Source organism: Aureimonas sp. N4 (assembly GCF_001463925.1).
GTDB lineage: Bacteria > Pseudomonadota > Alphaproteobacteria > Rhizobiales > Rhizobiaceae > Aureimonas > Aureimonas ureilytica_A.
In genome coordinates this window covers 1-21,188 of record NZ_BBWS01000024.1, presented here as the reverse complement: position 1 = coordinate 21,188, position 21,188 = coordinate 1, and the positions used below count along the sequence as shown (strand labels likewise).

Below are 21,188 nucleotides of genomic sequence, written 5' to 3'. Positions count from 1 at the left end.
GGTCAGGCCGCCATCTTGCGGCATTCGTCCGCGCAGCGGCGGCAGGCCGCGACGCAGGCGTCCATATCGCCCACACGCTCGCAATCATCCGCGCAGGCTGCACAGATTTCGGCGCAGGCCGCGCAGGAATGCCGATGAGCGTCCGTGCCGAGCAGCATCAGATGCGCCGACGCGCGGCACATCTCCGCGCAGGCGAGCATTAGCCGGAAATGCGCGGGCTCCGTATGCGGGCCGCCCGCCTCCAGACAATGATGCGAGGCGGAGGAGAGGCAGGTCTTGTAGCAATCGAGGCAGGCGTCGATGCAGGCCTGCATATCCATTTTCATGGGGTTCATGGTGAAATCCTTCGAATGGCGAGGATCCGCCCGGCGTCGGTGTGGCGCTCGAGGTCTGGACCGAAAATAAAACGGGGCTCGAAGACTTTCAGGCTCGCGGCGGTGGCGCGAGAACGGGCGGCGTCACCCCGTGTGGGGCGATCTGGAGCACAAGCGGCATACGAGCCGAGCGCATAAGCGGCCTTGCCGCGGACAGAAGCGCGAACGGCGCGACGGGCACGCAATGAAACAAGCAGCATGGCGTGTCCATCGCACCGCCCGGAGGGGTTCCATGATGGTCCGAGAGCATGGTGGCTTCGGCGCAGGGCTTGGCGGAATGAATCTGCGCGTGACCGCCTGTTGGAAAGCCCGCCGCCGCCAGCAGAAAGGCCAGCACCATGAACAGCCGAAGGCCGCAGCCGTTGAGTGCTGCTGCTTGAGAGCGTGATCTTGACAGGGCTCGCGCGAACGACATCGGGTTCAGAATTGTCGCAGTGGCGCTCGAAATCAAGCCGCCGTCTTGGTCACATGACCCTTGCCATGCCCTTCGAAATCGCCACGTCATCCTCGAAACAGGAGCGCAGAACGGCATGAGTGAACTCAACGACCCTGACCATCCCGACACCAAGCTCACCCGTACCAAGGAAAGCTGGGCGCGCGAAGGGCGCTTCCTGACGGGCCGCCACGCTCGACCCGAGACGGAGCGTCTGCCGCCGGGTCAGCATCTCGTCAAGAACTGGCCGGTTCTCGATCTCGGCCTTCTGCCACAGGTCGATGAAAGTCAGTGGAAGCTGACGATCAACGGAGCGGTGGAGAATGTGCAGGTCTGGGATTGGGCCGCCTTTCAGGCGCAGCCCCAAAGCGAGGAGGTGACGGATATTCACTGCGTCACCACATGGTCGCGCTACGACAATCATTGGAAGGGCGTTTCGACGCGCGATCTTCTGAAGATCGTGAAGCCGAAGCCCGAGGCCGCGTTCGTGGTCCTGTCCTCCTATGACGGGTATACCACAAATCTTTCTCTTGAGGATTTCGCAGCGCCCGACGCGATGCTTGTCCATGCGTGGGAGGGCCAGCCGTTGACAGCCGAGCATGGCGGCCCGGTGCGCCTCATGGTGCCGCATCTTTATTTCTGGAAAAGCGCGAAATGGCTGCGCGGCATCGAGTTCCGGACGCGCGACCAGCCCGGCTTCTGGGAGGTGCGTGGCTATCATAATCGCGGCGACCCCTGGGCCGAAGAACGCTATTCGGACTGATCGCAGTCTGGCCATCACGCCCCTTCCGTCCCACACTCGTCTCACTGGCGCCAGGCGCCGGGCATGGGAGGGAGAGATTCGATGGATATGGGCTTGGGCGGCAAGGTTGCCGTGATCACCGGCGGTTCTGTGGGTATCGGGCTGGCGGTGGCCGAAGCGCTGGCAGCGGAAGGGGCGCATGTGCTTCTCGTGGCGCGCGGGGCCGAGCGGGTCGAGGCGGAAGCTGCGCGCATCGCCAGCCAATATGGTGTCGAGGCGATGGGTCTTGCGGCCGATGTCGCGACGCCCGAGGGCACGTCGGCCGTGATCGAAGCGGCACAGACGCGGTTCGGCGGCGCGAACATTCTGATCAACAACGCGGGCACCGGCTCGAACGAAACGGTGATGGAAGCGCCGGACGAGAAATGGCAGTCCTACTGGGACCTCCATGTCATGGCCGCCGTGCGTCTGGCGCGCGGGATCGCGCCACAGATGAAGCGGCGCGGCGGCGGAGTGATCCTGCACAACGCCTCGATCTGCGCCGTGCAGCCGCTCTGGTACGAGCCCATCTACAACGTCACCAAAGCCGCCTTGATGATGTTCTCCAAATGCCTCGCGACGGAGCTGATCCCCGACAACATCCGGGTCAACTGCATCAATCCCGGCCTGATCCTGACGCCCGACTGGAAGAAGACGGCGCGCCAGCTGACGGAGAATTCGGGCGGCGACTGGGAGGGCTATCTCCAGGGCGTCGCCGACGAGCACGCCGCCATCAAGCGCTTCGGCTCGCCGGAGGAGCTTGCGAATTTCTTCGTCTTCCTCTGCTCCGACAAGGCGAGCTACTCGGTCGGCTCGACCTATTTCGTCGATGGCGGAATGCTGCGCACGGTTTGAATGTCAGGTCGCCGGGCCGAGATAGGTGTCGATCAGCTGCTCGACTCTCATATCCCGCGCCCGGCCCGTCTGCCCGCCGATGACCACGACGATGACGCCCCGCCCGTTGCGGCGCGCGGAGGCGACGAGATTGAAGCCCGAAGAGTTGACGAAGCCGGTCTTCATTCCGTCGACGCCCGGAACGCGGCCGAGGAGCTTGTTGGTCGAGACGTAATGCCGGCCGGCATAGTCGAAGCTCTCCGTCGAGAAGAGCGGCACGAAGCCGGGGAAGCGCTTGCGGATCTGGAGCGCCAGCACCGCCATGTCGCGCGCGGTCGAAATTTGGAGATCGTCCGGCAGGCCCGAAGGCGTCACGAAGTTCGAGCGGCGCATCCCGATCTGGCGGGCGGTCATGTTCATCCGCCGCGCGAAAGCCTCTTCCGACCCATCGGCGAGATTTTCAGCCACAACGGTCGCGACGTCGTTGGCCGACTTCACGGCCAGCGCATACATGGCATCGCGCACCTTGATCGTGGAACCGGGGCGGAGGCCGAGCTTGGACGGGGGTCGCGAAGCGGCATGGGTCGAGACGACGAGATCGGTGTCGAGCGTCACGCGCTTGGCCTCGATCGCCTCGAACAGGAGGTAGAGCGTCAGAAGTTTGGACAGGGAGGCGGGATGGCGCAGCCCGTCCGGATCGTCGCTGAAGAGCACCTTGCCCGAATCGGCGTCCACGACGATGGCCGAGCCCGCGCGCACCGGCACGATCTCGCCATTGCCGACCTGGAAGGCCGGTGCCTTCGACTGCGCGGACAGGCCGGCCGCCAGGTCGTTGCGCGACAGATCGACGGACTGACAACCAGCCAGTCCGAGAGCCAGAAGGGCCGCGACGAGGCGGGTCGAGACGCGGGCGGAGATGAACGACACGGGAACGTCCGAACGGCTGGCGCGCACGAGGGATCGCGCGGCGCATGAGGTTGCGCCCGGCCGATGTCCGGGCGTTGCAAATCAATCCGAGGGTGGTCCCATCATGGTTTCGTTCCAGTTAAGCCGAACGACAGTCAGCCGGGCAAACCAACCCGCTGCGCCGTTCTCTCACAGAGGAATTGTTCCATGTCATCGAAGCAAACGCCCGTCTGGTTCATCACAGGCTGCTCCACCGGCTTCGGCCGCGAACTGGCGAAGCTGGTGCTGGATCGCGGCTGGAACGCCGTCGTCACCGCGCGCGACAAATCGCGTCTTTCCGATCTGACGGAAGGACATGGCGAGCGCGCGCTGGCTGTCGATCTCGACGTGACGGACGAGCAGGCGATCGACGCCGGCGTGAAGGAAGCGGAAGCGCGGTTCGGTCGGATCGACGTTCTCGTCAACAATGCCGGCTACGGCTATCAGGCCTCGATCGAGGAAGGTGACGCCCAGGAAATCCGCGATCAGTTCGACGCCAATGTCTTCGGCCTCTTCGCCATGACGCGCGCGGTGCTGCCCATCATGCGCCGGCAGGGCAAGGGCCATATCCTGAACCTCACGTCGCAGGCGGGCTTCATCGGATTTCCGGGCTCGGGATACTATGCCGCGACGAAACACGCGGTGGAGGGCTTCTCGGATGCGCTTCTGGCCGAGGTGAAGCCGCTCGGCATTTCCGTCACCTGCGTCGCGCCCGGCCCGTTCCGCACCGATTGGGCCGGCCGGTCGCTGCGCCAGACGCCCAACCGGATCGAGGCCTATGCGCCGACAGCGGGCGCGCGGCTGAAGGGCACGGCCGACATCAGCGGCAAGCAGGCGGGGGATCCCGTGCGCGCCGGCGAGGCGATGATCCGCGTAACCGAGATGGCCGAGCCGCCGCGCCACCTCGTCCTCGGACGCATCGCTTATGACGGCGTGACGGCAAAGCTGCGCGAGCGCCTCGCCGAAATCGAGCTATTGAAGAGCGAAAGCCTGTCGGCCGATTTCCCGGAGTAAAGGATAAGCGACGGATCAGCCGCCGTTCTTCTGGATCAGCTCTTCGATCGACATGTCCGGGAGGGTCGCCTCCCGGCTGGGCGGTGGCGGTAGCCTGCCGCCGCGCCCGGCCGCCATCTGGCGCGCGATGCGGCTGGTCTGCGTCGGCGTCGTCATGATGGCGGGGGCCGGTGTCTGGGCGGCCGCAATGGCGGCGGCCGCGCGTTCGGGCGGGTTGTAGGGAAGCCGCCCTTCCCGCTCGGCACGCTCGCGTTCGGCCACCATGAACTGCGTCTGGGTGGCGTCGCGCCGCTTCTCGTAGAAGGCGTTCCCACCTTGGATCGTCAGGTAGTTCATGTTCTTATAGGGGTAGGAATAGCCCGCTGTATGAAAGAACATGGCCTTCTGCACCCGCGAATGGCGCTCGCCGTGCAGGACGCGCCGCGCCGTGCGCTTGGCGAGATCGCCGCCCCGGCCCATGGGCTTGGTCAGAACGCCTGGGGCGAACTGGTTGGGCTGGCCGACGACGCCGCAAACCGATTTGGGATAGCGGCCTGATTCCAAACGGTTCATCACCACCGTGCCGACGGCCATCATCCCTTCCTCGCTGGAGCGGTTGCTTTCGAAGTACATGGCCCGCGCGAGGCACTCTTCCGAACTCATCCCCGGCTGGACCGTGGCGCAGCCGCCGGCCGCCGCCAGACTTCCCAAGGCCAGACAGAGAAGGATGGAGCGGCTGGAGGGCATGAGATTTCCGAAGGCGATGTGACCCAGAAGCCCCAAGTCTCGCAGCATAGGCTTAACGAGCGGTTGTCACCCGCCGAGAACGCGAAAGGGCGCCCCGCGAGGCTCGCGGAGCGCCCTTCCCAAATCCGTAAAAACGGGCGGAAGTTAGAGGAGAGCCGAGACGGCTTCCCGCTCTTCCACCAGTTCGGCCACGGTGCGGTCGAGCATCTGCTGAGCGAACGCGTCGAGCTTCAGGCCCTGAACGCGCTCGTAGGAACCGTTCGAGCAGATCACCGGGACGCCGGCCATGATGCCCTCGGGGATGCCGTAGGAGCCGTCGGACGAGATGCCCATGGAGACCCAGTCTCCGTTCGAGCCGGAGATCCAGTCGCGCATGTGGTCGATCGCGGCATTGGCCGCCGAGGCCGCCGAGGACGCGCCGCGCGCTTCGATGATCGCCGTGCCGCGCTTGGCGACGGTCGGGATCAGCGTGTCCTTGTACCAGGATTCGTCGCCGATCACCTGCGGCAGCGGCTTGCCGTCGGCGGTGGCATTGGCCCAGTCGGCGAACATGGTCGGCGAATGGTTGCCCCACACGACGAACTTTTCGATCGCATCGACGCTGACGCCCGCCTTCTTGGCGAACTGCGTCAGGGCGCGGTTATGGTCGAGCCGCAGCATGGCGGTGACGTTCTCGGTCGGGAAATCCTTGGCGTTGGCGGCCAGGATCATGGCGTTCGTGTTGGCCGGGTTGCCGACCACGATCACCTTGGCGTCGCGCTTGGCGCCCTCGTTCAGGGCGCGGCCCTGGGTGCGGAAGATCTCGGCATTGGCCGATAGCAGGTCGCGGCGCTCCATGCCCTGCGTGCGCGGACGCGAGCCGACGAAGAAGCCAGCGTCGATGTCGCGGAAGGCGGTCGCCGGATCGTCCGTGATGGTCACGCCCTGCAGAAGCGGAAAGGCGCAGTCTTCGAGTTCCATGACGACGCCCTGAACGGCCTTCTGGGCCTGCGGCAGGTCGAGGAGCTGAAGCACGACGGGCGTATCCTTGCCGTAGACGTCGCCATTGGCGATGCGGAACAGCAGGGAGTAGCAGATCTGACCGGCCGCGCCGGTGACGGCGATGCGTTTGGGCTGCGTCATGGGAATACCTTTCGCTCCTGGCATGGGACCCGCGTGGTCTGCGGCAGGCACTAGCGCGATTGACCTTGCCGATCCATGACGAAAACCGGGAAAAACCAGCCGATTTGCAGAAAAACCGATTCAAAATGCCGGACCGGCCAACGCCCGTCGGATCAAACCGATTGAAGCGCGCCGAAGTCCAAGGCGTTGGTGGCCCTTCTCAAGCCCCGTGCGAATCGGCGTGGCGCTGACGAAAGGCAAATTGGAACGTTTCGAAATCGCGTGTTGAATCCGTCACATATCGTTGCGGGAATTCGGTCGCGCAAGAAACATGACTCCTTAGATCATGTTCAACGCCATAAGGTAGCGGAACTTTCTGTTGGAGTTTTGCATGGGTTCCCTTCCCTCCCTTCGCCGCGCGCTTCTGGTCGGCTGTGCGCTTTGTTCCTTGCCCGCCACAGCCCTCGCGCAGGAGCCTGTCATGCTCGAGACCGTCACCGTCGAGGGCAATGGCGGGACGGGCAGCGGCCCGTCGGCGGGCACGGGGCCTGTCAACGGCTATGTCGCCAAAGCCACCACCACGGGCTCCAAGACCGACACGCCGCTGATCGAAGTGCCGCAGTCCGTTTCGGTGATCGGGCAGGAAGAACTCGCCGATCGGGGCGTGCAGAAGGTGGACGAGGCGCTGCGCTATACGCCCGGCGTCTTCGCGCAGCCCTTCGGCAACGACACGGATACGGACTGGATCTATATCCGGGGCTTCAACGCCACGCAGTCGGGCGTCTATCTCGACGGGCTCAATCTCTATTCCTACGCTTTCGGCGGCTTCATCATCGACCCGTTCCTGCTGGAGCGCGTCGAAGTGCTGCGCGGCCCGGCATCGGTGCTTTACGGCGGCAGCAATCCCGGCGGCGTGGTGAACTCCGTCTCCAAGCGCGCGACGGGTGATCGCATTCGCTATGTCGAAGGGGGCATAGACGGCTCGCCCAACGGCTACGTGGCCTTCGATCTCGCCGACAAGCTGACGAATGACGGCGCCTGGAGCTACCGTCTGCTGGGCAAGGTGAAGGGCGGCGACACCGACACCGACTATGCCGAGAACTTCCGTGGCCTGATCGCGCCGAACCTCACCTATGCGCCCGATGCCGACACGCGTTTGAACCTCTATCTGAACTACCAATATGACGACCAGAACCATGTGAACGGGTTCCTGCCCTATTTCGGCAGCGTCGTGCCTGCACCCTTCGGTCGGATCAGTGAGCATCTCTTCTATTCCGAGCCCGATCTCGACAAGTTCCTCAATCGGCAGATTCTTCTCGGCTACGAGTTCGAGCACAAGACGGCCGACGGGGTGACGCTGACCTCCAACACGCGCTACGGCCACGACCAGCGCAACGAATACGGACCCTATTTCTTCGGTTGGTACGATTCCGCTTCGGGCTTCGGCGGTTTCGAGAAGCCGGTCAGCCCGCCCTATCTCCTGAACCGGCTGAATTTCGGTCACGATACCGAGGTCGATACGTTCACGACGGACAACCGCGCGAGCGTCGAGTTCGACACCGGGGCCGTGAGCCACACCTTGATGGCCGGCGTCGATTACAAGTTCTTCCGCATCGACCAAGTGCAGGCCGTGGGCGCGGCCTCGCCGCTGGACCCGACCAATCCGGTCTATACGAACCGTCTGGCGCCGCTTTACGCGCCCTATCTGAACGAGGTGATCGACCTCAATCAGCTCGGCGTCTACGCGCAGGAACAGGCGAAGTTCGGAGACGGATTCATCCTGACCCTCAACGGGCGCTATGACGGCGTGTGGATCGACCGTGACGACCGCTCGGCGGCGGACGCGGATTACCAGACCCGCAACGGCTCATTCAGCGGGCGCGCGGGCCTCGCCTATGAATTCGCCAACGGGATCGTGCCCTATGTCAGCGCCTCGCGCTTCTTCAATCCGCAGATCGGAACCGATGCCAGCGGCAACGGCGTCGTACCGGAGGAAGGCGAACAATACGAAGTCGGCATCAAATACGCGCCGAGCTTCATCGACGGCGTGTTCACCGCCTCGCTCTTCGACCTGACCCGTCGCAACACGCTCCAGTCGGTCGCGCCCTTCTTCATTCCGCGCACGGTGGGCGAGATCAATTCGCGCGGTGTCGAGCTGGAAGGCAAGGTCAATCTCGACCCAAACTGGCGGGTGACGGGCGCGTTCACGGCCTTCGACCTGACGATCGAGGACGACGCCGACGCCTCGGTCATCGGCAAGCGCCCCTATCTCGTGCCGGAGATCATGGCTTCGCTCTGGCTGGACTATACGGTGAAGGGCGGCTCGCTCGACGGGCTCTCGCTCGGCGGCGGTGTCCGCTATCAGGGCGATTCCTACGCCGACAACGCCAACACGCTGAAAGTACCGGACGCGACGGTCTTCGACGCGGCGGTGCGCTACGATCGCGAGACCTGGGGCGTATCGCTCAACGTGAACAATCTCTTCGACAAACAATATGTCGCGGGCTGCCAGACGTCCGTCACCTGCGGCTATGCCGAAGGGCGCTCGGGTCTCCTGAAGGCGCATTTCAACTTCTGACGCCAAACGTCTGATAAGACGACAAAAGCGGCGGCTCCTGTTCGGGAGCCGCCGCTTTTCATGATCGGATGGCGGGAGGGCTTACTCCGCCGCTTGCCGCTCGTCGTTGAGGATGCCGTGTTGCGCTTCGACCAGCCGGCGATAGCTCCCCGCCCGCGCCATCAGCTCGTCATGGCTGCCTTCTTCGAGAATGCGGCCATCGGAGATGACGACGATGCGATCGGCATGGCGGATGGTGGAGAGGCGATGGGCGATCACCAGCGTTGTGCGCCCTTCGGCGAGTTCTTGAAGCGAGGCCTGGATCATGCGCTCGGTCTCCGTGTCCAGCGCCGAGGTCGCCTCGTCGAGGATCAGGATGTCCGGATTCTTCAAGAACATTCGGGCGATGGAGAGGCGCTGTTTCTGTCCGCCCGAGAGTTTGACGCCGCGCTCGCCCACGACCGTATCCAGCCCCTGCGGAAGCGCCGCGATCGTCTCGCCCAGATGGGCCCGCTCGACGGCGCGCAGGATGTCGTCTTCCGAGGCATCCAGCCGGCCATAGGCGATATTCTCGCGCACCGTGCCGCCGAACAGGAAAACGTCCTGACTGACGACGCCGACGCGGCGGCGCAAGGAGTCCTGCGTGACCTCCCGCACATCCATCCCGTCGATCAGGATCGCGCCCGAGGTCACGTCATAGAATCGCGGCACCAGCGAGCAGATCGTGGTCTTGCCCGCGCCGGACGGGCCGACGAAGGCGACGGTCTCGCCCGCGCGAATGGAAAGATCGATCCCCTTCAGGACCGAACCACGCGAGGGATAACCGAACGCGACGCCGCGAAACTCGACTAGGCCGGGGCCGGCCGGCAGCGCCACGGCACCCGGCGCGTCGGCGATGTCGGGCTCGGTGTCGAGGAAGTCGAGATAGCGCCGAAAGCCGGCAATGCCCTTGGGATAGGATTCCAGGACGGCCGCGATCTTCTCGACCGGGCGGAAGAAGACATTCACGAGAAGCAAGAAGCCGACGAAGCCGCCATAGGAGAGATCACCCGAGATGACGAACCATGTGCCGGCCAACATGACGATGATCTGCGTCAGGCGCATGGACAGGTAGTTCAGCGACTGGCTGAAGGCCATGATGCGATAGGCGTCGAGCTTGCGCGCGCGGTAGCCCTGATTGTTGACGGCGAAGAGCGCCGTCTCGTGTCCCTCGTTGGCGAAGCTCTTCACCACGCGGATGCCGCCGACATTCTCCTCGATGCGCGCATTGAAGTCGCCGATGCTGCCGTAGATTTCGCGCCACGTCGTCGTCATCCGCGCGCCGTAATGGGTCGTCGCCCAGGTGCCGATCGGCACGATCACGGCCGTGATCAGCGCCAGTTCAACATGCACCGAGAGCATGAGAAGGAAGGCGCCGACAAAGGTCATGACGGCAATGAACAGGTCTTCAGGCCCGTGATGCGCGACCTCGCCGATCTCTTCCAGATCCTTGGTCAGCCGGCCGACCAGATGGCCGGTCTTCTGATTGTCGAAGAAGCTGAAGGAGAGTTTCTGCAGATGCGCGAAGGCCTTGGCCCGCATCTCCGTTTCGATGTTGATGCCGAGCATGTGGCCCCAATAGGTCACGATCGCATTCAGCCCGGTGTTGAGGAGATAGATCAGGAGAAGGCCGATCGAGGCGAGAACGATCAGACCCCATTGGCCGCTCGGCAGGAGGTTATCGACGAAGACCTTAACCGCGACGGGAAAGCCGAGTTCCAGAAGGCCGGCCAGAACCGCGCAGGAGAAATCGAGAATGAAGAGGCCGCGCCACGGCGCGTAATAGCTGAAGAAGCGCGACAACATCAGCTCTCGTCCTTTCGGCATGTTCGGCTGGGCATAATCCAGACCGGCGACGATCGCACGACGAATTCGGACAGCCTGGGCGGGCTTTAGAAATCAAGACTTACGAAGTCAACTTCAGACCTACTCTGAGCCAGCACTGGCCCTGCTTCGTCAGGCAAAGCGTGAAACGGTCTTTTCTACGCGCTATCGCCTCAGAGCGTTATCGTTTTTGCCTGCGAAACCGACGCCGAACTGAAGTGCTGCGAGCGCCTGGCTGGCCCCTGTGTGACCCTGCGAGCTGACACCAGGAAGGGCCCAACCGCGAGGGTGCCGAACGGATTTCAGCGGCGTTTCCAAGGCATGTTCCACGCGCTGGGCGAGGCACGCACGGAGCCACAAGGGGCGCGGCTCGTGAACCCGGTGGCCTTCCATCCACCTTTCTGGTCGGGCCGTCACCCGACGGCGAGCACCTCGGGCGACCTCACTCGTCGCCCGTATCCTTGGTGGCGGAATCCTGCGTGAGGCCGCGCCGCCAATAGGCGACGACCAGATGCTGGTTCCGCTTCAGTCCGCGTTCCTTCCGGCAGAACTGGCGAATCTGCTTGAAGGCCTCGAACTCGGCGCCGCCCCAGACGAAGACATTCGGGCCGCCCGGCCAAGTGACGGATCGCGCGGCGTCGATCAGCAGCGTCGTGGTTCCGGCCGGCTGGCCCTCCCGGTGCAGCCAGCACACCGAAACGCCATCGGGCTTCTCCAATGGCAACTCGTCCGCAGCGCTGTCCACCTCGATGAAGACCTCGCCCCTGGCATCGGGCGCCATCTCTTCCAGCGAACGGGCGATGGCGGGAAGCGCCGTTTCGTCGCCGAGAACCAGAACCCAGTCCTTTGCCGGAATATCGCCGCCGCCAGGACCCAGCATCCCGACGCGGTCGCCCGGCAGAGCCGTGCGCGCCCAGCGGCAGCCCGCACCGGGGGGATCGTGAAGCACGACATCGACACTGACGCGCCCCACGGCCGGGTCGACCCGTCGCAGCGTGTAAACGCGCGTCGTCAGCGCGTCCTCCCCTTCGGGCCAGATCGGCAGCGCGGCCGGCCCAGCGGTTGGCCAGACGGGCTCGCGCCCCTCAGGGGGAAAGAGAAGGCGCATATGCAGCCCATCGCTGGCAAAGCGCTGGAGGTTGTCGCCCGCAAGCTCGACACGGATCATGCGCGGCCCCAACCATTGCGTCGAGAGAACGCGCATTTCGCGAAAATGCGGAAGCTCCTTCACGCCCGCGCCGTCGCCGGTCCATTCAAGCGGCGGACAGGCCTCTCCCATCACTGCCTGCACGTAATAGGACACGATCCCCTTGGCGACACCGTGCTGCGCGGCGTCCTCCGCCTCCAGCGCGATCGACAGACCTTTCTCGACGGGTCGGATGCGCGCGAGTGTGCCGTAAAGCGGCAGAACGGTCTCATTCCGGGGGTCGATCGGATGGGGCATGTCATCAGGGAGATGGCGCGCCAGTTCGGCGCAGAACCAGTTCGGATCATCCATCGGAATGGCAAGATGCGCCACGAAGCCGGTTTTCATGATGAGCCCTATCCACCAAGACACCGATAAGGGATCGGGCCTGTTCCTTTCGGCCCTGACGTAGCGCGGACTTTGCAGCCCGGTCAACAAACATGATAATTCTTATCATGTTTCTAAACTGCCTGGTGGCTCGACTGTGCCGCCCGCATCGAGCGATGTTCCACTTCAGGGCAAATCAGCCTCTTCGCGGCGCGCTCGACCTGTTCGACCGCCACGCTTTTGTCAGGCGGGCTGGACAACGTCCCCCCTCAACGAGCCGCCGCAGATGGGCTGAACACCGCCAGCTCAGGCCCGCCGAAGCGTCGCGGTGACAGGCAGATGATCCGAGGCGGGTGCGGCCTCGGTCCAAGCGCGGATGTCGCTCAAGCGCAGCGCCTCGCTCGCATAAAGGCGATCCATCGGAACAAGCGGGCGCCTGGCGGGCCAACTCGGTGGGTGGGCGACCTCGGGCAGAACGCGGCGCAGACGCCGGTCCACCGGACCGCCGCTGCGCCATTCGTTGAAATCTCCCAGAACCACGCTCGCCTCGCCGGGCTCCACCAGCGCGGCGACGGCATCGGCTTGGGCGCGCCGGGCGGCCGGGCGAAGCCCCAGATGCAGCGAGAGAAGACGCAAGGGTCCAAGCGGCGTCTGCGCCCGCGCGTCGATCACGGCGCGGGGCTCGAAGCCCGGTCCGGGCAACCGCTGGATTGCAACATCGGCAAGGGGAAAGCGCGACCAGAGGGCGTGGCCGTATTCGCGCCCCGTGCGCCCGAACAGGGGCGCCGGTGCGAAATGATCGCCCAAGGCTTCCGCCAGACGTTCGAAAGCGAAGGGCTCACGCCTCAAATGCGTGCGTCCGTCCACTTCCTGAAGAGCTAAAATGTCGGCATCCATGGCTCGGATACAGCGGATCGTGCGCTCGAAATCCGGCCGACGTCCCTCACCGAAGAAGCCATGAATGTTCCAAGTCGCAAGGCGGATTGCGCCGCTAGCGGACACGATCGCCCTGCCCGCTGCCCGTCACCGTGCGAAGGATCAGAACGAGATCGCCGACGAAACTGCGGGTCGCCAGATATTCGGCATCGGCCTCCGCCAGACGGACAGGCGTCGACATGTCGATATCGTTCACCTGCGCCAGCCCCGTGATGCCCGGTCGCAGGGCGAGGACGCCGCGCTTCTCGCGCTCCGCGATCACCTCTCGCTGAACCGGCAGGCATGGGCGAGGGCCGACAAAGCTCATATCGCCGCGCAAGACGTTCCAAAGCTGGGGCAGCTCGTCTAGCTTGTAGCGGCGCAGGCTTTCGCCCAAGCTCGTGACCGCCGAACTCGACATTTCGTGCGTCGCCACATTCGCCGTGCCCTGCCGCATGGTGCGTAGCTTGTAGCAAGTGAAGGGCTGGCCATGCCGACCCACGCGCACCTGCGCGAAAATGCCCGGGCCGTGACTATCCCGGCGCACCAGAATCACGAGAAGGCCGATCAGCCAGCCCAGAGCCAAAAGGCCGGCCAGACTTGCCAGAATGTCGAACAAGCGTTTCATGGCCTTAGCGATTGCCGCAACTCAAGCGTTTGAGCAAGCAGCGCGTCATGGAAGGCTGGAAGCACATGCGAATCCTCGTCACCGGCGGACAGGGCTTTATAGGCCGGACCCTCGTCCCGCTTCTGCGTGCCGAGGGCCACGAGGTTCTGGCCCCCCGCCGGGGCGAGGCTGGCTTCCCAAGCGACCTCGCGCTGGCGGGCGATTGGCCGGGCTGGCCCACGAAGCTGGACGCCATCCTGCATCTGGCCGCGCTCAACCCCGAACGCGGCGAGGCCGTGGCGCGCGACGACGCCGCGCTCATGCGCGCCAATGTCACGGCCACAAAGGCATTGGCCGTCGAGGCCATCCGGCGCGGGGCGCGGCGCTTCGTGTTCACTTCGACGCTGCTTGTACACCCCTTCTCGCCAGAGCCGATCCATGAAGACGATCCCGTCTCCCCCCAGAACACTTATGCCGCGTCGAAATTCGCCGCCGAAGAAGAACTGGTGCGCACGCTGGAGGACTCGCCGACGCAATGGACGATCCTTCGTCTTGCCCCGGTCTATGGTCCGGGCGGCCGGGGTGGTCTCCACGCGCTTCTGCGGCTGGCGCAAAAGTCCTACCCACTGCCTCTTGGCGGCGGCGGACGGCGCAGCCTTCTCTCGCTTGCCAATGCGGCGGATGCCTGCCGTTTCGCGCTGGAATCCCGGCGGGTCGCGAACGAAACCTGTCTGGTCGCGGACGCGGATGCCTTGAGCGTCGGGGACATCATCCGAACCGTGCGCGACATCGAAGAAAGACCTGCGCGCGTCCTGTCCTTGCCCGGCGGCGCGACACGGAGTGCTGCCGCGCTTCTGGGCAAGGGCGCGACCTATGATCGTCTGTTCGCCCGCCTCGAAGCCGACACGGGAAAGATATCAGCCGCTGGCTGGACGCCGCCCCAAGGCACCGAGGCTGGATTTCGCGCGGCCCTCGGCCTCCCGGCTTGATGCCCCTCGGCAACCCCATCTAAGGATGCGTCGCATGAGCGCACACACACCGGTCGATCCCGCCAAACTCGAACGCCAGAAGCGACTGGAGGAAACGTTGAAGGAGAATCTTCGACGCCGAAAGGCGCAGGCGCGCGCGCGCAGCGAGGGCGCGGAACGCACCGGCCTGATGCCGGACGACGAAGAGGACAGCGAGTAAAAAAGCGCCCCTCGCGATCGCCGCGCACGCCGCCATGCGATCTTGCATGGCACCCTTCCTTTTTGACAGTCCATAGCTGATTTCCAGCGATGGACATTGAAGTTCCAGAACCTTAGAACCCTTCTCACGAAGGAGTTCCGGATGATCGACTACCAGTCCCACTTCGAATCCGCGATCGAAGCTCTTCACGCCGAAAAGCGTTACCGGGTCTTCGCGGACCTGGAACGTATCGTTGGTCGGTTCCCGACGGCGATCTGGCGCCACGAGAACGAAGCGCGCGAAATCACTGTCTGGTGTTCCAACGATTATCTGGGGATGGGCCAGCATCCGGCTGTTCTTCAGGCGATGACGAATGCGGCCACGAGCATGGGCTCGGGGGCCGGCGGCACGCGCAACATCTCCGGCACCAATCATCCGCTGGTCGAGCTGGAGCGTGAGCTCGCCGACCTGCACGGCAAGGAAGCGGCGCTGGTCTTCACCTCGGGCTTCGTCTCCAACGAGGCGTCGATCTCGACCATCGCCAAGCTCCTGCCCGATTGCCTGATCTTTTCCGACGAGCTGAACCATGCCTCCATGATCGAGGGCGTGCGCAAGTCGGGCAGCCGCAAGCACGTGTTCCGGCACAACGACGTTCAGCATCTGGAAGAGCTGTTGAAGGCGGCCGACCCGGAGCGGCCCAAGCTGATCGTCTTCGAGAGCGTCTATTCGATGGACGGCGACATCGCGCCGATCGCCGCGATCTGCGATCTCGCGGATCGCTACAACGCCATGACTTATATTGACGAGGTCCATGCGGTCGGCATGTATGGCGAGCGCGGGGCCGGCATCTGCGAGCGCGAAGGCGTCGCCCATCGGCTCGACGTGATCGAGGGCACCCTCGCCAAGGCTTTCGGCGTTCTCGGCGGCTATATCGCGGGCAGCCGCGCCTTGGTCGACGCCGTGCGCTCCTATGCGCCAGGCTTCATCTTCACCACTGCCCTGCCCCCGGCGCTGGCGGCAGCGGCCGTCGCTTCGATCCGCCATCTCAAGCAGTCGCAGAGCGAGCGGCATGGTCAGCAGCGCCAGGCCGCGCGCGCCAAGGCCGAGTTCGCGGCGGCCGACCTGCCGGTCATGCCCTCCGAGACGCATATCGTGCCGGTGCTGGTCGGCAATGCCGAGCTGTGCAAGCAGGCGAGCGATCGCCTGCTACAGGTCCATGGCATCTATATCCAGCCGATCAACTACCCGACCGTGCCGCGCGGCACGGAGCGCCTGCGGATCACACCGACGCCGCTGCATGACGACGCGCTGATCGCGGTGCTGCGGGACGCGTTGGTCGAGACCTGGACCGCGCTCGGCATTCCTTTCGCATCGACCCGGCCGACCCATGAGGAGCGCCGCGAGGACGTCACCTCGCTCGTCGTGGCGCAGGCCGGCGGCTGATCGTCCCCAACGCCGATCATGATCACGAAAGCCGGGCCTCGCCCGGCTTTTTCGTTTCTTTGTTAGGCCTCAGCGCCGAGCGTCGGGGTCGCTCGTATCATGCGCATCCGCGCCCGGCGCGGCTTCACGCGCGATGATCGAGTCTTCGCTGCGTTGACGCGAAAAACGCCGCGCGAGGATCGGCACGATCATCGCCAGACACATGAAGCGCACGACGTGGTGCGCGGCGACATAGGCGGGGTCGAGATCGAACTGGAAAGCCAGAACCGTCAACGCCTCCAGCGCGCCCGGCGCATAGGCGAGCGCGATCTTGCCGAAGGAGATGCTGAGCAGGAGAAGCGCGACGACGCCTGCCGCTCCCGACAAGGTGATGCCGATGGCGAAGGCCCCCAGCGAGGCTGGCAGCAGCTGAAACATGGCGGTGCGATCTTCCCGCCGCAGCCGGCCGCCGATGGTGCAGCCGAGAACCACGAGAGCCGGGGTCGCGATCCAGCCGGGAATGGCGACCGGCGCGATCTCGGTTCCGTGCATGAAGGCGCTGGCCAGAAGCGCGCCGAGGATCAGGCCGCCGGGAACGCGCGAGCGAACCCCACCCCAAGCGAGAAAGAGCGCCGAGCCGATCAGCAGGACATATTGCAGCGGAGAGCCGATGATGCCGCCGCGAACGCCGTCATTGATCGTGTCGCCACCTTCCAGCCAGCCCAGGAGCGGCGTCAGCGCGCCGATCAGCAAGAGCAGGCGCGTGGACTGCACCACGATGATGCGCGTCATATCCGCCTTGGTTTCAGACGCGGCGGCGAGCACGAAGGACAGCGCCCCCGGCAGCGAGGCGAAAAGCGCGGTTTCGCGATCCCATCCGAACGTGCGTCGCAGGAAGACATTGGTGGCCGCCGCCACGCAGGCGACGCCGACCATCTGGATGACGAAGGACAGCGGCCAGAGGGCGAGCTGATGAACGACATCGGGCGTCACGCCCGAGCCGGCTTGAATGCCGAGGATGAAGAAGGTCGCGTCCCGCAGCTGGGTGGGAATCAGAATGGGAACGCCCGACAGGCTGGCCGCAGCGACGGTGATGGTCGCGCCAAGGAGCCAAGCCACCGGCAGATCGACGGAATGGGCCAAAGCCCCCCCGATGGTGCCGATGGCGAGCGTCAGAGCCAGCCTCGCGGCGGCTCCGAGCGCGCTCAAGCCTCGTTTCCGATCCAATGCGCCAGACGCTGCGCAGCCTCTTCCACCTCGTCCAGACGGCGATGGAAACAGGCGCGGAGATAGGCGCGCGTTCCCGTGCCGAAGGCGGTGCCCGGCGCGAGGCCGACGCCCGCCTCGTCCGCGATGCGGAAGGCGGCCTTGTAGCCATCGTCGATGCCATCGATCGCAAAGAAGGCATAGAACGCGCCGGCCGGCGGCGCGAGGCGCACGCGGTTGGTCGATAGAAGCGCTTGGGTGAAGATGTCGCGCGCTTTGTGCGCTCGCTCGATCTGCTCCTCGACGAAACTTTCGCCCTGCTCGATCGCAGCCACCGCGCCGCGCTGCATGAAGGCCGCGACGCCTGAGTTGGAATATTGAACGAGGTTCTCGATCAGCGCGCCGAGTTCCTTGGGCGCCTCGATCCAGCCGACGCGCCAGCCCGTCATCGCCCAGTTCTTGGAGAAGGAATTGACGAAGATCACGGCGTCATCGTCGCGCATCTCGTCATGGAAGGACGGCGCGCGGCCGCCCTCATAGAAGAAGCGCGAGTAGATTTCGTCGGCGATGACGAAGATTCCCGCTTCGCGCGCGATATCCAGAATGGCGCGGATCGTCTTGCGATCGGCGGTCCAGCCGGTCGGATTGTTCGGCGTGTTAATGAAGATCGCGCGGGTGCGCGGTGTGATCGCCGCGCGCAGGCGCTCGGGCTCGAAGCGCCAATCCACGCCGTCGAAGCGAAGCTCGACGGGGACAGTCTTGGCGCCGGTCAGTGCGGCGGCGGCCTCGAAATTCGGCCAAAGGGGCGCCAGGAAGACGATCTCGTCGCCTTCGCCGACCAGCGCAGAGACGACGGTCTGGATCGCGTGCATGCCCGAGCCGGTGACGAAGATCCGCTCCGGCGAGGTCGGGCGGCCATAAAGACGCTCGGTGTAGGATGCGAGGGCCGAGCGAAGCTCGGGGATGCCGCGCTGCCAAGTGTAGAAGGTTTCGCCAGCCTTCAGGCTTTGCGCGGTGGCATCCGCGATGAAGGATGGGGTCGGCAGATCGCCCTCCCCAGCCCAAAGCGGGATCAACCCGTCGCGCCCGCGCGCGTGGTTGATGACCGCGACGATGCCGCTTTCAGGCACAGCCAAAGCGCCCGCACGAAGACGATGAAGATGGCTCATGCCCGCGAACTTATCCCAATTCTGCTGCCCGCCGGACAGGGCGAGCCCCAGTCGGGAGTCGATCTTTCCGCGCGAACCGTCAACCCCTCAGGGAGGGGAAACGGAAGGGTGAAGGCATCAAAGTCCCGTTCCCGGCACCTGACCCGGGCGAACCCGCTCGCGCGACGCCAGAAGATCGCGGATCTCCTCCAGAAGCTCCTCCTCGCGCGGCACTTTCTTCTCCTCGGCCGGCTTCTGCTCCTCCTGCCGCTTCAGGCGGTTCATACCTTTGACGATCAGGAACAAGACGAAGGCAACGATGATGAAGTTGATGGAGAGCGTGATGAAGTTGCCATAGGCGAGGACAGGCCCCTGCTCCCGCGCCTGCGCCAAGCTCGTGGCGGTCACGCTGGAGCTGAGCGCCAGAAACTTGTTGGTGAAATCGACGCCGCCCGTCACGAGACCGATCAGCGGCATGAAAAGATCGGCGACGATCGAATTGACGAGGCCGGAAAAGGCCGCGCCGATGATGATGCCGATCGCCAGATCGACCATATTGCCCTTGAGGGCGAATTCGCGAAACTCCTTGAGCATTCCCCACCTTCTCCGCGCGACCGATTGTCCCTGACAGACTTGTGAAAGGCGGGTGCCGCGGCAAGGGCGGCGCGCCTCAATCGGCAGCGGAGCCGATGAAATGCACTACGATCTCGCGCCGATGCGGCCGGGCGCGATGCTCGAAAACGTAGATGCCCTGCCATGTGCCGAGCATCAGGCGACCATCCGACACGGGCACCGAAAGGCTCGTGTCGGTCAGCGCCGTCTTGATATGGGCGGGCATGTCGTCCGGCCCTTCCAGCGTATGAACATAGGGCGCGCTTTCGGGTGCGAGACGATCGAAGGCCGACAGCAAGTCCTCGCGCACGTCGGGATCGGCGTTTTCCTGAATGGTCAGCGACGCCGAGGTGTGACGAATGAAGATCGTCGCCAGCCCCTCGCCCGCGCCATGGCGGCGCAGGATGTCGTCCAGCCGGCGCGAAATGTCGGTGAAGCCGCGACCGCGCGTTTCGATGGCCAGCGTTTCGATGAAGTGTCGGTCGATGAGCTGCATGATGCACGGCTCCCTGAAGGTTCAACCGGCGGAAGGATAGCGCCTGACCGGCTCAGGCAAGGGTGGTGCTCGGGCAAACCATTGGGCAATCCCGCCTTCTTGTGGTTGCCATCGAGAGACAAATTGATTTTCCTCGGCGTCTCTGGCAGCGGAACGAGCATGAGCACGAACGCCCCCATCTACAAATTGACACCGCGCGATGCCTGGCTGGATGCCGAGGCGAAGGGGCGCTTCGACGGCGCGCCGATCGACCTCGCGGATGGCTACATCCACTTCTCGACCGCCGCGCAGGTTCGTGAAACGGCCGCCAAGCATTTCGGCGGGCAGACGGCGCTTCTTCTGGTGGCGGTGGATCCCGAGCAGCTCGGAAAGGCGCTGGTCTGGGAGCCCTCGCGCGGGGGCGCCCTCTTCCCCCACCTCTATGCGCCCCTCTCCCTCGACGCCGTCCTTTATGTTCAGGACCTGCCGCTCGGTGAGGACGGGCTTCATGTCTTCCCGGAAAGCGTTCAATGAGCCTTTATGATTTCGCCCGCCCGCTGATCTTCCAGCTCGACGCGGAGCGTGCGCATGGGCTGGCGATCGAGGCGCTGAAGCGGGGCCTCGTGCCGCGCCGGGACATTCCGCTGGACGCGCGCCTGCGCACCGAACTCGTCGGCCTCACCTTCGGCAATCCGCTGGGGCTGGCCGCCGGCTTCGACAAGAACGCCGAGGTGCCGGACGCGATGCTGCGCCTCGGCTTCGGTTTCGTGGAGATCGGCACGGTGACGCCCCTGCCGCAGGAGGGCAATGCCAAGCCGCGCATCTTCCGCATTCCCGAGGCGCGCGCCGTCATCAACCGGCTCGGGTTCAACAATGAAGGCCATGCCGAAGTCGCCGAGCGCATGGAAAAGCGCGCGCGCAAGGCGGGAATCGTCGGCGTCAACATCGGGGCCAATAAGGATTCGACGGATCGGATCGGCGACTATGTGACCGGCATTCACCGCTTCGCGGAACTTGCTCGCTATCTCACGATCAACATTTCCTCGCCCAACACGCCGGGCTTGCGCAACCTTCAGAAGGGCTCGGATCTCGACGATCTCCTGACCCACGCGGTCGCCGCGCGCGACGGCGCGGCGGCGCTGACGGCGACGGATCGCAAGCCGCTTTTCCTCAAGGTCGCGCCCGATCTGTCGCTGGAAGAGGTTGAGGCGATTTCCGAGACCGCCAAGCGGCGCAAGGTGGACGGGCTGATCGTCTCGAACACCACGCTCTCGCGCCACGGCGTGGAAGGCAGCCGGCATGAGAACGAAACCGGCGGCCTCTCCGGCCGGCCACTCTTCAACCGCTCGACCTATGTTCTGGCGGCCTTCCGCCGGGCGCTCGGGCCCGACTTCCCGCTGATCGGCGTCGGCGGCGTCGAGAACGGGCGCACGGCGCTCGCTAAGATCGAGGCGGGTGCCGATCTCGTGCAGCTGTATTCCGCCATGGTCTATGG

Annotated in this window: 22 protein-coding genes; 9 read left to right on the top strand and 13 right to left on the bottom strand. The window is 64.8% G+C overall.

The window, feature by feature from the left end:
* Window positions 1-2 precede the first annotated feature (2 nt).
* Together AUL28_RS07890 and AUL28_RS22595 are read right to left on the bottom strand one after the other, a co-directional pair.
* Window positions 3-335 (bottom strand): four-helix bundle copper-binding protein, encoded by a 333-nt coding sequence (locus AUL28_RS07890; RefSeq protein ID WP_062231475.1) that lies wholly within the window; start codon window positions 333-335, stop codon window positions 3-5.
* Window positions 332-574 (bottom strand): hypothetical protein, encoded by a 243-nt coding sequence (locus tag AUL28_RS22595; protein WP_156419929.1) that lies wholly within the window; start codon window positions 572-574, stop codon window positions 332-334. Before AUL28_RS22595 ends, AUL28_RS07890 begins: the two co-directional genes overlap by 4 nt.
* 330 nt (window positions 575-904) lie before the next feature.
* On the opposite strand from AUL28_RS22595, the gene AUL28_RS07880 reads away from it, so the two are divergent.
* Window positions 905-1,570 carry a sulfite oxidase-like oxidoreductase gene (locus AUL28_RS07880; RefSeq protein WP_062231471.1) on the top strand — a complete coding sequence of 222 codons (666 nt, stop codon included), beginning with the start codon at window positions 905-907 and terminating at the stop codon, window positions 1,568-1,570.
* An 81-nt stretch (window positions 1,571-1,651) separates the two neighbouring features.
* Complete coding sequence (locus AUL28_RS07875; RefSeq protein ID WP_062231469.1) at window positions 1,652-2,443, top strand: SDR family NAD(P)-dependent oxidoreductase; 792 nt, start codon at window positions 1,652-1,654, stop codon at window positions 2,441-2,443.
* Between the two features lie 3 nt (window positions 2,444-2,446).
* Here AUL28_RS07875 and AUL28_RS07870 read toward each other — a convergent pair whose 3' ends face one another.
* Window positions 2,447-3,349, bottom strand: coding sequence for a D-alanyl-D-alanine carboxypeptidase family protein (locus tag AUL28_RS07870; protein WP_062231491.1), 903 nt, complete (start codon window positions 3,347-3,349; stop codon window positions 2,447-2,449).
* 186 nt (window positions 3,350-3,535) lie between these two features.
* Here AUL28_RS07870 and AUL28_RS07865 point away from each other — a divergent pair, with 186 nt between their 5' ends.
* Window positions 3,536-4,381 (top strand): oxidoreductase, encoded by an 846-nt coding sequence (locus tag AUL28_RS07865; protein WP_062231466.1) that lies wholly within the window; start codon window positions 3,536-3,538, stop codon window positions 4,379-4,381.
* Window positions 4,382-4,396: 15 nt separating this feature from the next.
* Here the strand turns inward: AUL28_RS07865 and AUL28_RS22035 are convergent, their stop codons facing one another.
* Entirely contained in the window at window positions 4,397-5,107 is a 711-nt protein-coding gene (locus AUL28_RS22035) for a cell wall hydrolase (RefSeq protein ID WP_306302753.1), read from the bottom strand.
* A 144-nt stretch (window positions 5,108-5,251) separates the two neighbouring features.
* Window positions 5,252-6,229, bottom strand: coding sequence for a malate dehydrogenase (locus AUL28_RS07855; protein ID WP_062231464.1), 978 nt, complete (start codon window positions 6,227-6,229; stop codon window positions 5,252-5,254).
* A 370-nt stretch (window positions 6,230-6,599) separates the two neighbouring features.
* Here AUL28_RS07855 and AUL28_RS07850 point away from each other — a divergent pair, with 370 nt between their 5' ends.
* A complete protein-coding gene (locus tag AUL28_RS07850; protein WP_062231462.1) occupies window positions 6,600-8,786 on the top strand; it encodes a TonB-dependent siderophore receptor in 2,187 nt (728 codons plus the stop codon).
* 81 nt (window positions 8,787-8,867) lie between these two features.
* On the opposite strand, the gene AUL28_RS07845 is transcribed toward AUL28_RS07850, so the two are convergent.
* The 4 genes from AUL28_RS07845 to AUL28_RS07830 all read right to left on the bottom strand — a co-directional run bounded on the left by AUL28_RS07845 (window position 8,868) and on the right by AUL28_RS07830 (window position 13,684).
* Window positions 8,868-10,610, bottom strand: coding sequence for an ABC transporter ATP-binding protein (locus AUL28_RS07845; RefSeq protein WP_062231460.1), 1,743 nt, complete (start codon window positions 10,608-10,610; stop codon window positions 8,868-8,870).
* A gap of 460 nt (window positions 10,611-11,070) precedes the next feature.
* Window positions 11,071-12,162, bottom strand: a complete 1,092-nt coding sequence (locus AUL28_RS07840; RefSeq protein ID WP_062231458.1) for a siderophore-interacting protein — start codon at window positions 12,160-12,162, stop codon at window positions 11,071-11,073.
* Window positions 12,163-12,447: 285 nt separating this feature from the next.
* The gene (locus AUL28_RS07835) at window positions 12,448-13,143 is read right to left on the bottom strand and encodes an endonuclease/exonuclease/phosphatase family protein (RefSeq protein WP_192843421.1); all 696 of its coding nucleotides are present in this window, start codon (window positions 13,141-13,143) and stop codon (window positions 12,448-12,450) included.
* Window positions 13,133-13,684, bottom strand: coding sequence for a sugar transferase (locus tag AUL28_RS07830; protein ID WP_062231454.1), 552 nt, complete (start codon window positions 13,682-13,684; stop codon window positions 13,133-13,135). Before AUL28_RS07830 ends, AUL28_RS07835 begins: the two co-directional genes overlap by 11 nt.
* Window positions 13,685-13,749: 65 nt before the next feature.
* On the opposite strand from AUL28_RS07830, the gene AUL28_RS07825 reads away from it, so the two are divergent.
* The 3 genes from AUL28_RS07825 to hemA all read left to right on the top strand — a co-directional run bounded on the left by AUL28_RS07825 (window position 13,750) and on the right by hemA (window position 16,273).
* On the top strand, window positions 13,750-14,652 hold the full coding sequence (locus tag AUL28_RS07825; protein WP_192843420.1) for an NAD-dependent epimerase/dehydratase family protein: 903 nt from the start codon (window positions 13,750-13,752) through the stop codon (window positions 14,650-14,652).
* A 34-nt stretch (window positions 14,653-14,686) separates the two neighbouring features.
* Window positions 14,687-14,851, top strand: a complete 165-nt coding sequence (locus AUL28_RS23000) for a hypothetical protein (protein ID WP_192843419.1) — start codon at window positions 14,687-14,689, stop codon at window positions 14,849-14,851.
* A gap of 144 nt (window positions 14,852-14,995) precedes the next feature.
* On the top strand, window positions 14,996-16,273 hold the full coding sequence (gene hemA, locus AUL28_RS07820) for a 5-aminolevulinate synthase (RefSeq protein ID WP_062231489.1): 1,278 nt from the start codon (window positions 14,996-14,998) through the stop codon (window positions 16,271-16,273).
* Window positions 16,274-16,342: 69 nt separating this feature from the next.
* On the opposite strand, the gene AUL28_RS07815 is transcribed toward hemA, so the two are convergent.
* The 4 genes from AUL28_RS07815 to AUL28_RS07800 all read right to left on the bottom strand — a co-directional run bounded on the left by AUL28_RS07815 (window position 16,343) and on the right by AUL28_RS07800 (window position 19,714).
* Complete coding sequence (locus AUL28_RS07815; RefSeq protein ID WP_062231450.1) at window positions 16,343-17,461, bottom strand: AbrB family transcriptional regulator; 1,119 nt, start codon at window positions 17,459-17,461, stop codon at window positions 16,343-16,345.
* Window positions 17,458-18,627, bottom strand: coding sequence for a pyridoxal phosphate-dependent aminotransferase (locus AUL28_RS07810; RefSeq protein WP_062231449.1), 1,170 nt, complete (start codon window positions 18,625-18,627; stop codon window positions 17,458-17,460). Before AUL28_RS07810 ends, AUL28_RS07815 begins: the two co-directional genes overlap by 4 nt.
* Window positions 18,628-18,744: 117 nt before the next feature.
* On the bottom strand, window positions 18,745-19,200 hold the full coding sequence (gene mscL, locus AUL28_RS07805; protein WP_062231446.1) for a large conductance mechanosensitive channel protein MscL: 456 nt from the start codon (window positions 19,198-19,200) through the stop codon (window positions 18,745-18,747).
* Between the two features lie 76 nt (window positions 19,201-19,276).
* Entirely contained in the window at window positions 19,277-19,714 is a 438-nt protein-coding gene (locus tag AUL28_RS07800; protein ID WP_062231444.1) for a secondary thiamine-phosphate synthase enzyme YjbQ, read from the bottom strand.
* A 159-nt stretch (window positions 19,715-19,873) separates the two neighbouring features.
* On the opposite strand from AUL28_RS07800, the gene AUL28_RS07795 reads away from it, so the two are divergent.
* A complete protein-coding gene (locus tag AUL28_RS07795; RefSeq protein WP_062231487.1) occupies window positions 19,874-20,227 on the top strand; it encodes a DUF952 domain-containing protein in 354 nt (117 codons plus the stop codon).
* A partial coding sequence (locus AUL28_RS07790) for a quinone-dependent dihydroorotate dehydrogenase (RefSeq protein ID WP_062231442.1) occupies window positions 20,224-21,188 on the top strand: 965 nt, incomplete at its 3' end. The genes AUL28_RS07795 and AUL28_RS07790, both read left to right, overlap by 4 nt.

Coding starts and splice junctions, on each gene's coding strand:
- AUL28_RS07890 (WP_062231475.1), bottom strand. CDS start 335: ATGAACCCCATGAAAATGGATATGCAGGCCTGCATCGACGCCTGCCTC.
- AUL28_RS22595 (WP_156419929.1), bottom strand. CDS start 574: ATGCTGCTTGTTTCATTGCGTGCCCGTCGCGCCGTTCGCGCTTCTGTC.
- AUL28_RS07880 (WP_062231471.1), top strand. CDS start 905: ATGAGTGAACTCAACGACCCTGACCATCCCGACACCAAGCTCACCCGT.
- AUL28_RS07875 (WP_062231469.1), top strand. CDS start 1,652: ATGGATATGGGCTTGGGCGGCAAGGTTGCCGTGATCACCGGCGGTTCT.
- AUL28_RS07865 (WP_062231466.1), top strand. CDS start 3,536: ATGTCATCGAAGCAAACGCCCGTCTGGTTCATCACAGGCTGCTCCACC.
- AUL28_RS22035 (WP_306302753.1), bottom strand. CDS start 5,107: ATGCCCTCCAGCCGCTCCATCCTTCTCTGTCTGGCCTTGGGAAGTCTG.
- AUL28_RS07855 (WP_062231464.1), bottom strand. CDS start 6,229: ATGACGCAGCCCAAACGCATCGCCGTCACCGGCGCGGCCGGTCAGATC.
- AUL28_RS07850 (WP_062231462.1), top strand. CDS start 6,600: ATGGGTTCCCTTCCCTCCCTTCGCCGCGCGCTTCTGGTCGGCTGTGCG.
- AUL28_RS07845 (WP_062231460.1), bottom strand. CDS start 10,610: ATGTTGTCGCGCTTCTTCAGCTATTACGCGCCGTGGCGCGGCCTCTTC.
- AUL28_RS07840 (WP_062231458.1), bottom strand. CDS start 12,162: ATGAAAACCGGCTTCGTGGCGCATCTTGCCATTCCGATGGATGATCCG.
- AUL28_RS07830 (WP_062231454.1), bottom strand. CDS start 13,684: ATGAAACGCTTGTTCGACATTCTGGCAAGTCTGGCCGGCCTTTTGGCT.
- AUL28_RS07825 (WP_192843420.1), top strand. CDS start 13,750: ATGCGAATCCTCGTCACCGGCGGACAGGGCTTTATAGGCCGGACCCTC.
- AUL28_RS23000 (WP_192843419.1), top strand. CDS start 14,687: ATGAGCGCACACACACCGGTCGATCCCGCCAAACTCGAACGCCAGAAG.
- AUL28_RS07810 (WP_062231449.1), bottom strand. CDS start 18,627: ATGAGCCATCTTCATCGTCTTCGTGCGGGCGCTTTGGCTGTGCCTGAA.
- mscL (WP_062231446.1), bottom strand. CDS start 19,200: ATGCTCAAGGAGTTTCGCGAATTCGCCCTCAAGGGCAATATGGTCGAT.
- AUL28_RS07800 (WP_062231444.1), bottom strand. CDS start 19,714: ATGCAGCTCATCGACCGACACTTCATCGAAACGCTGGCCATCGAAACG.
- AUL28_RS07795 (WP_062231487.1), top strand. CDS start 19,874: ATGAGCACGAACGCCCCCATCTACAAATTGACACCGCGCGATGCCTGG.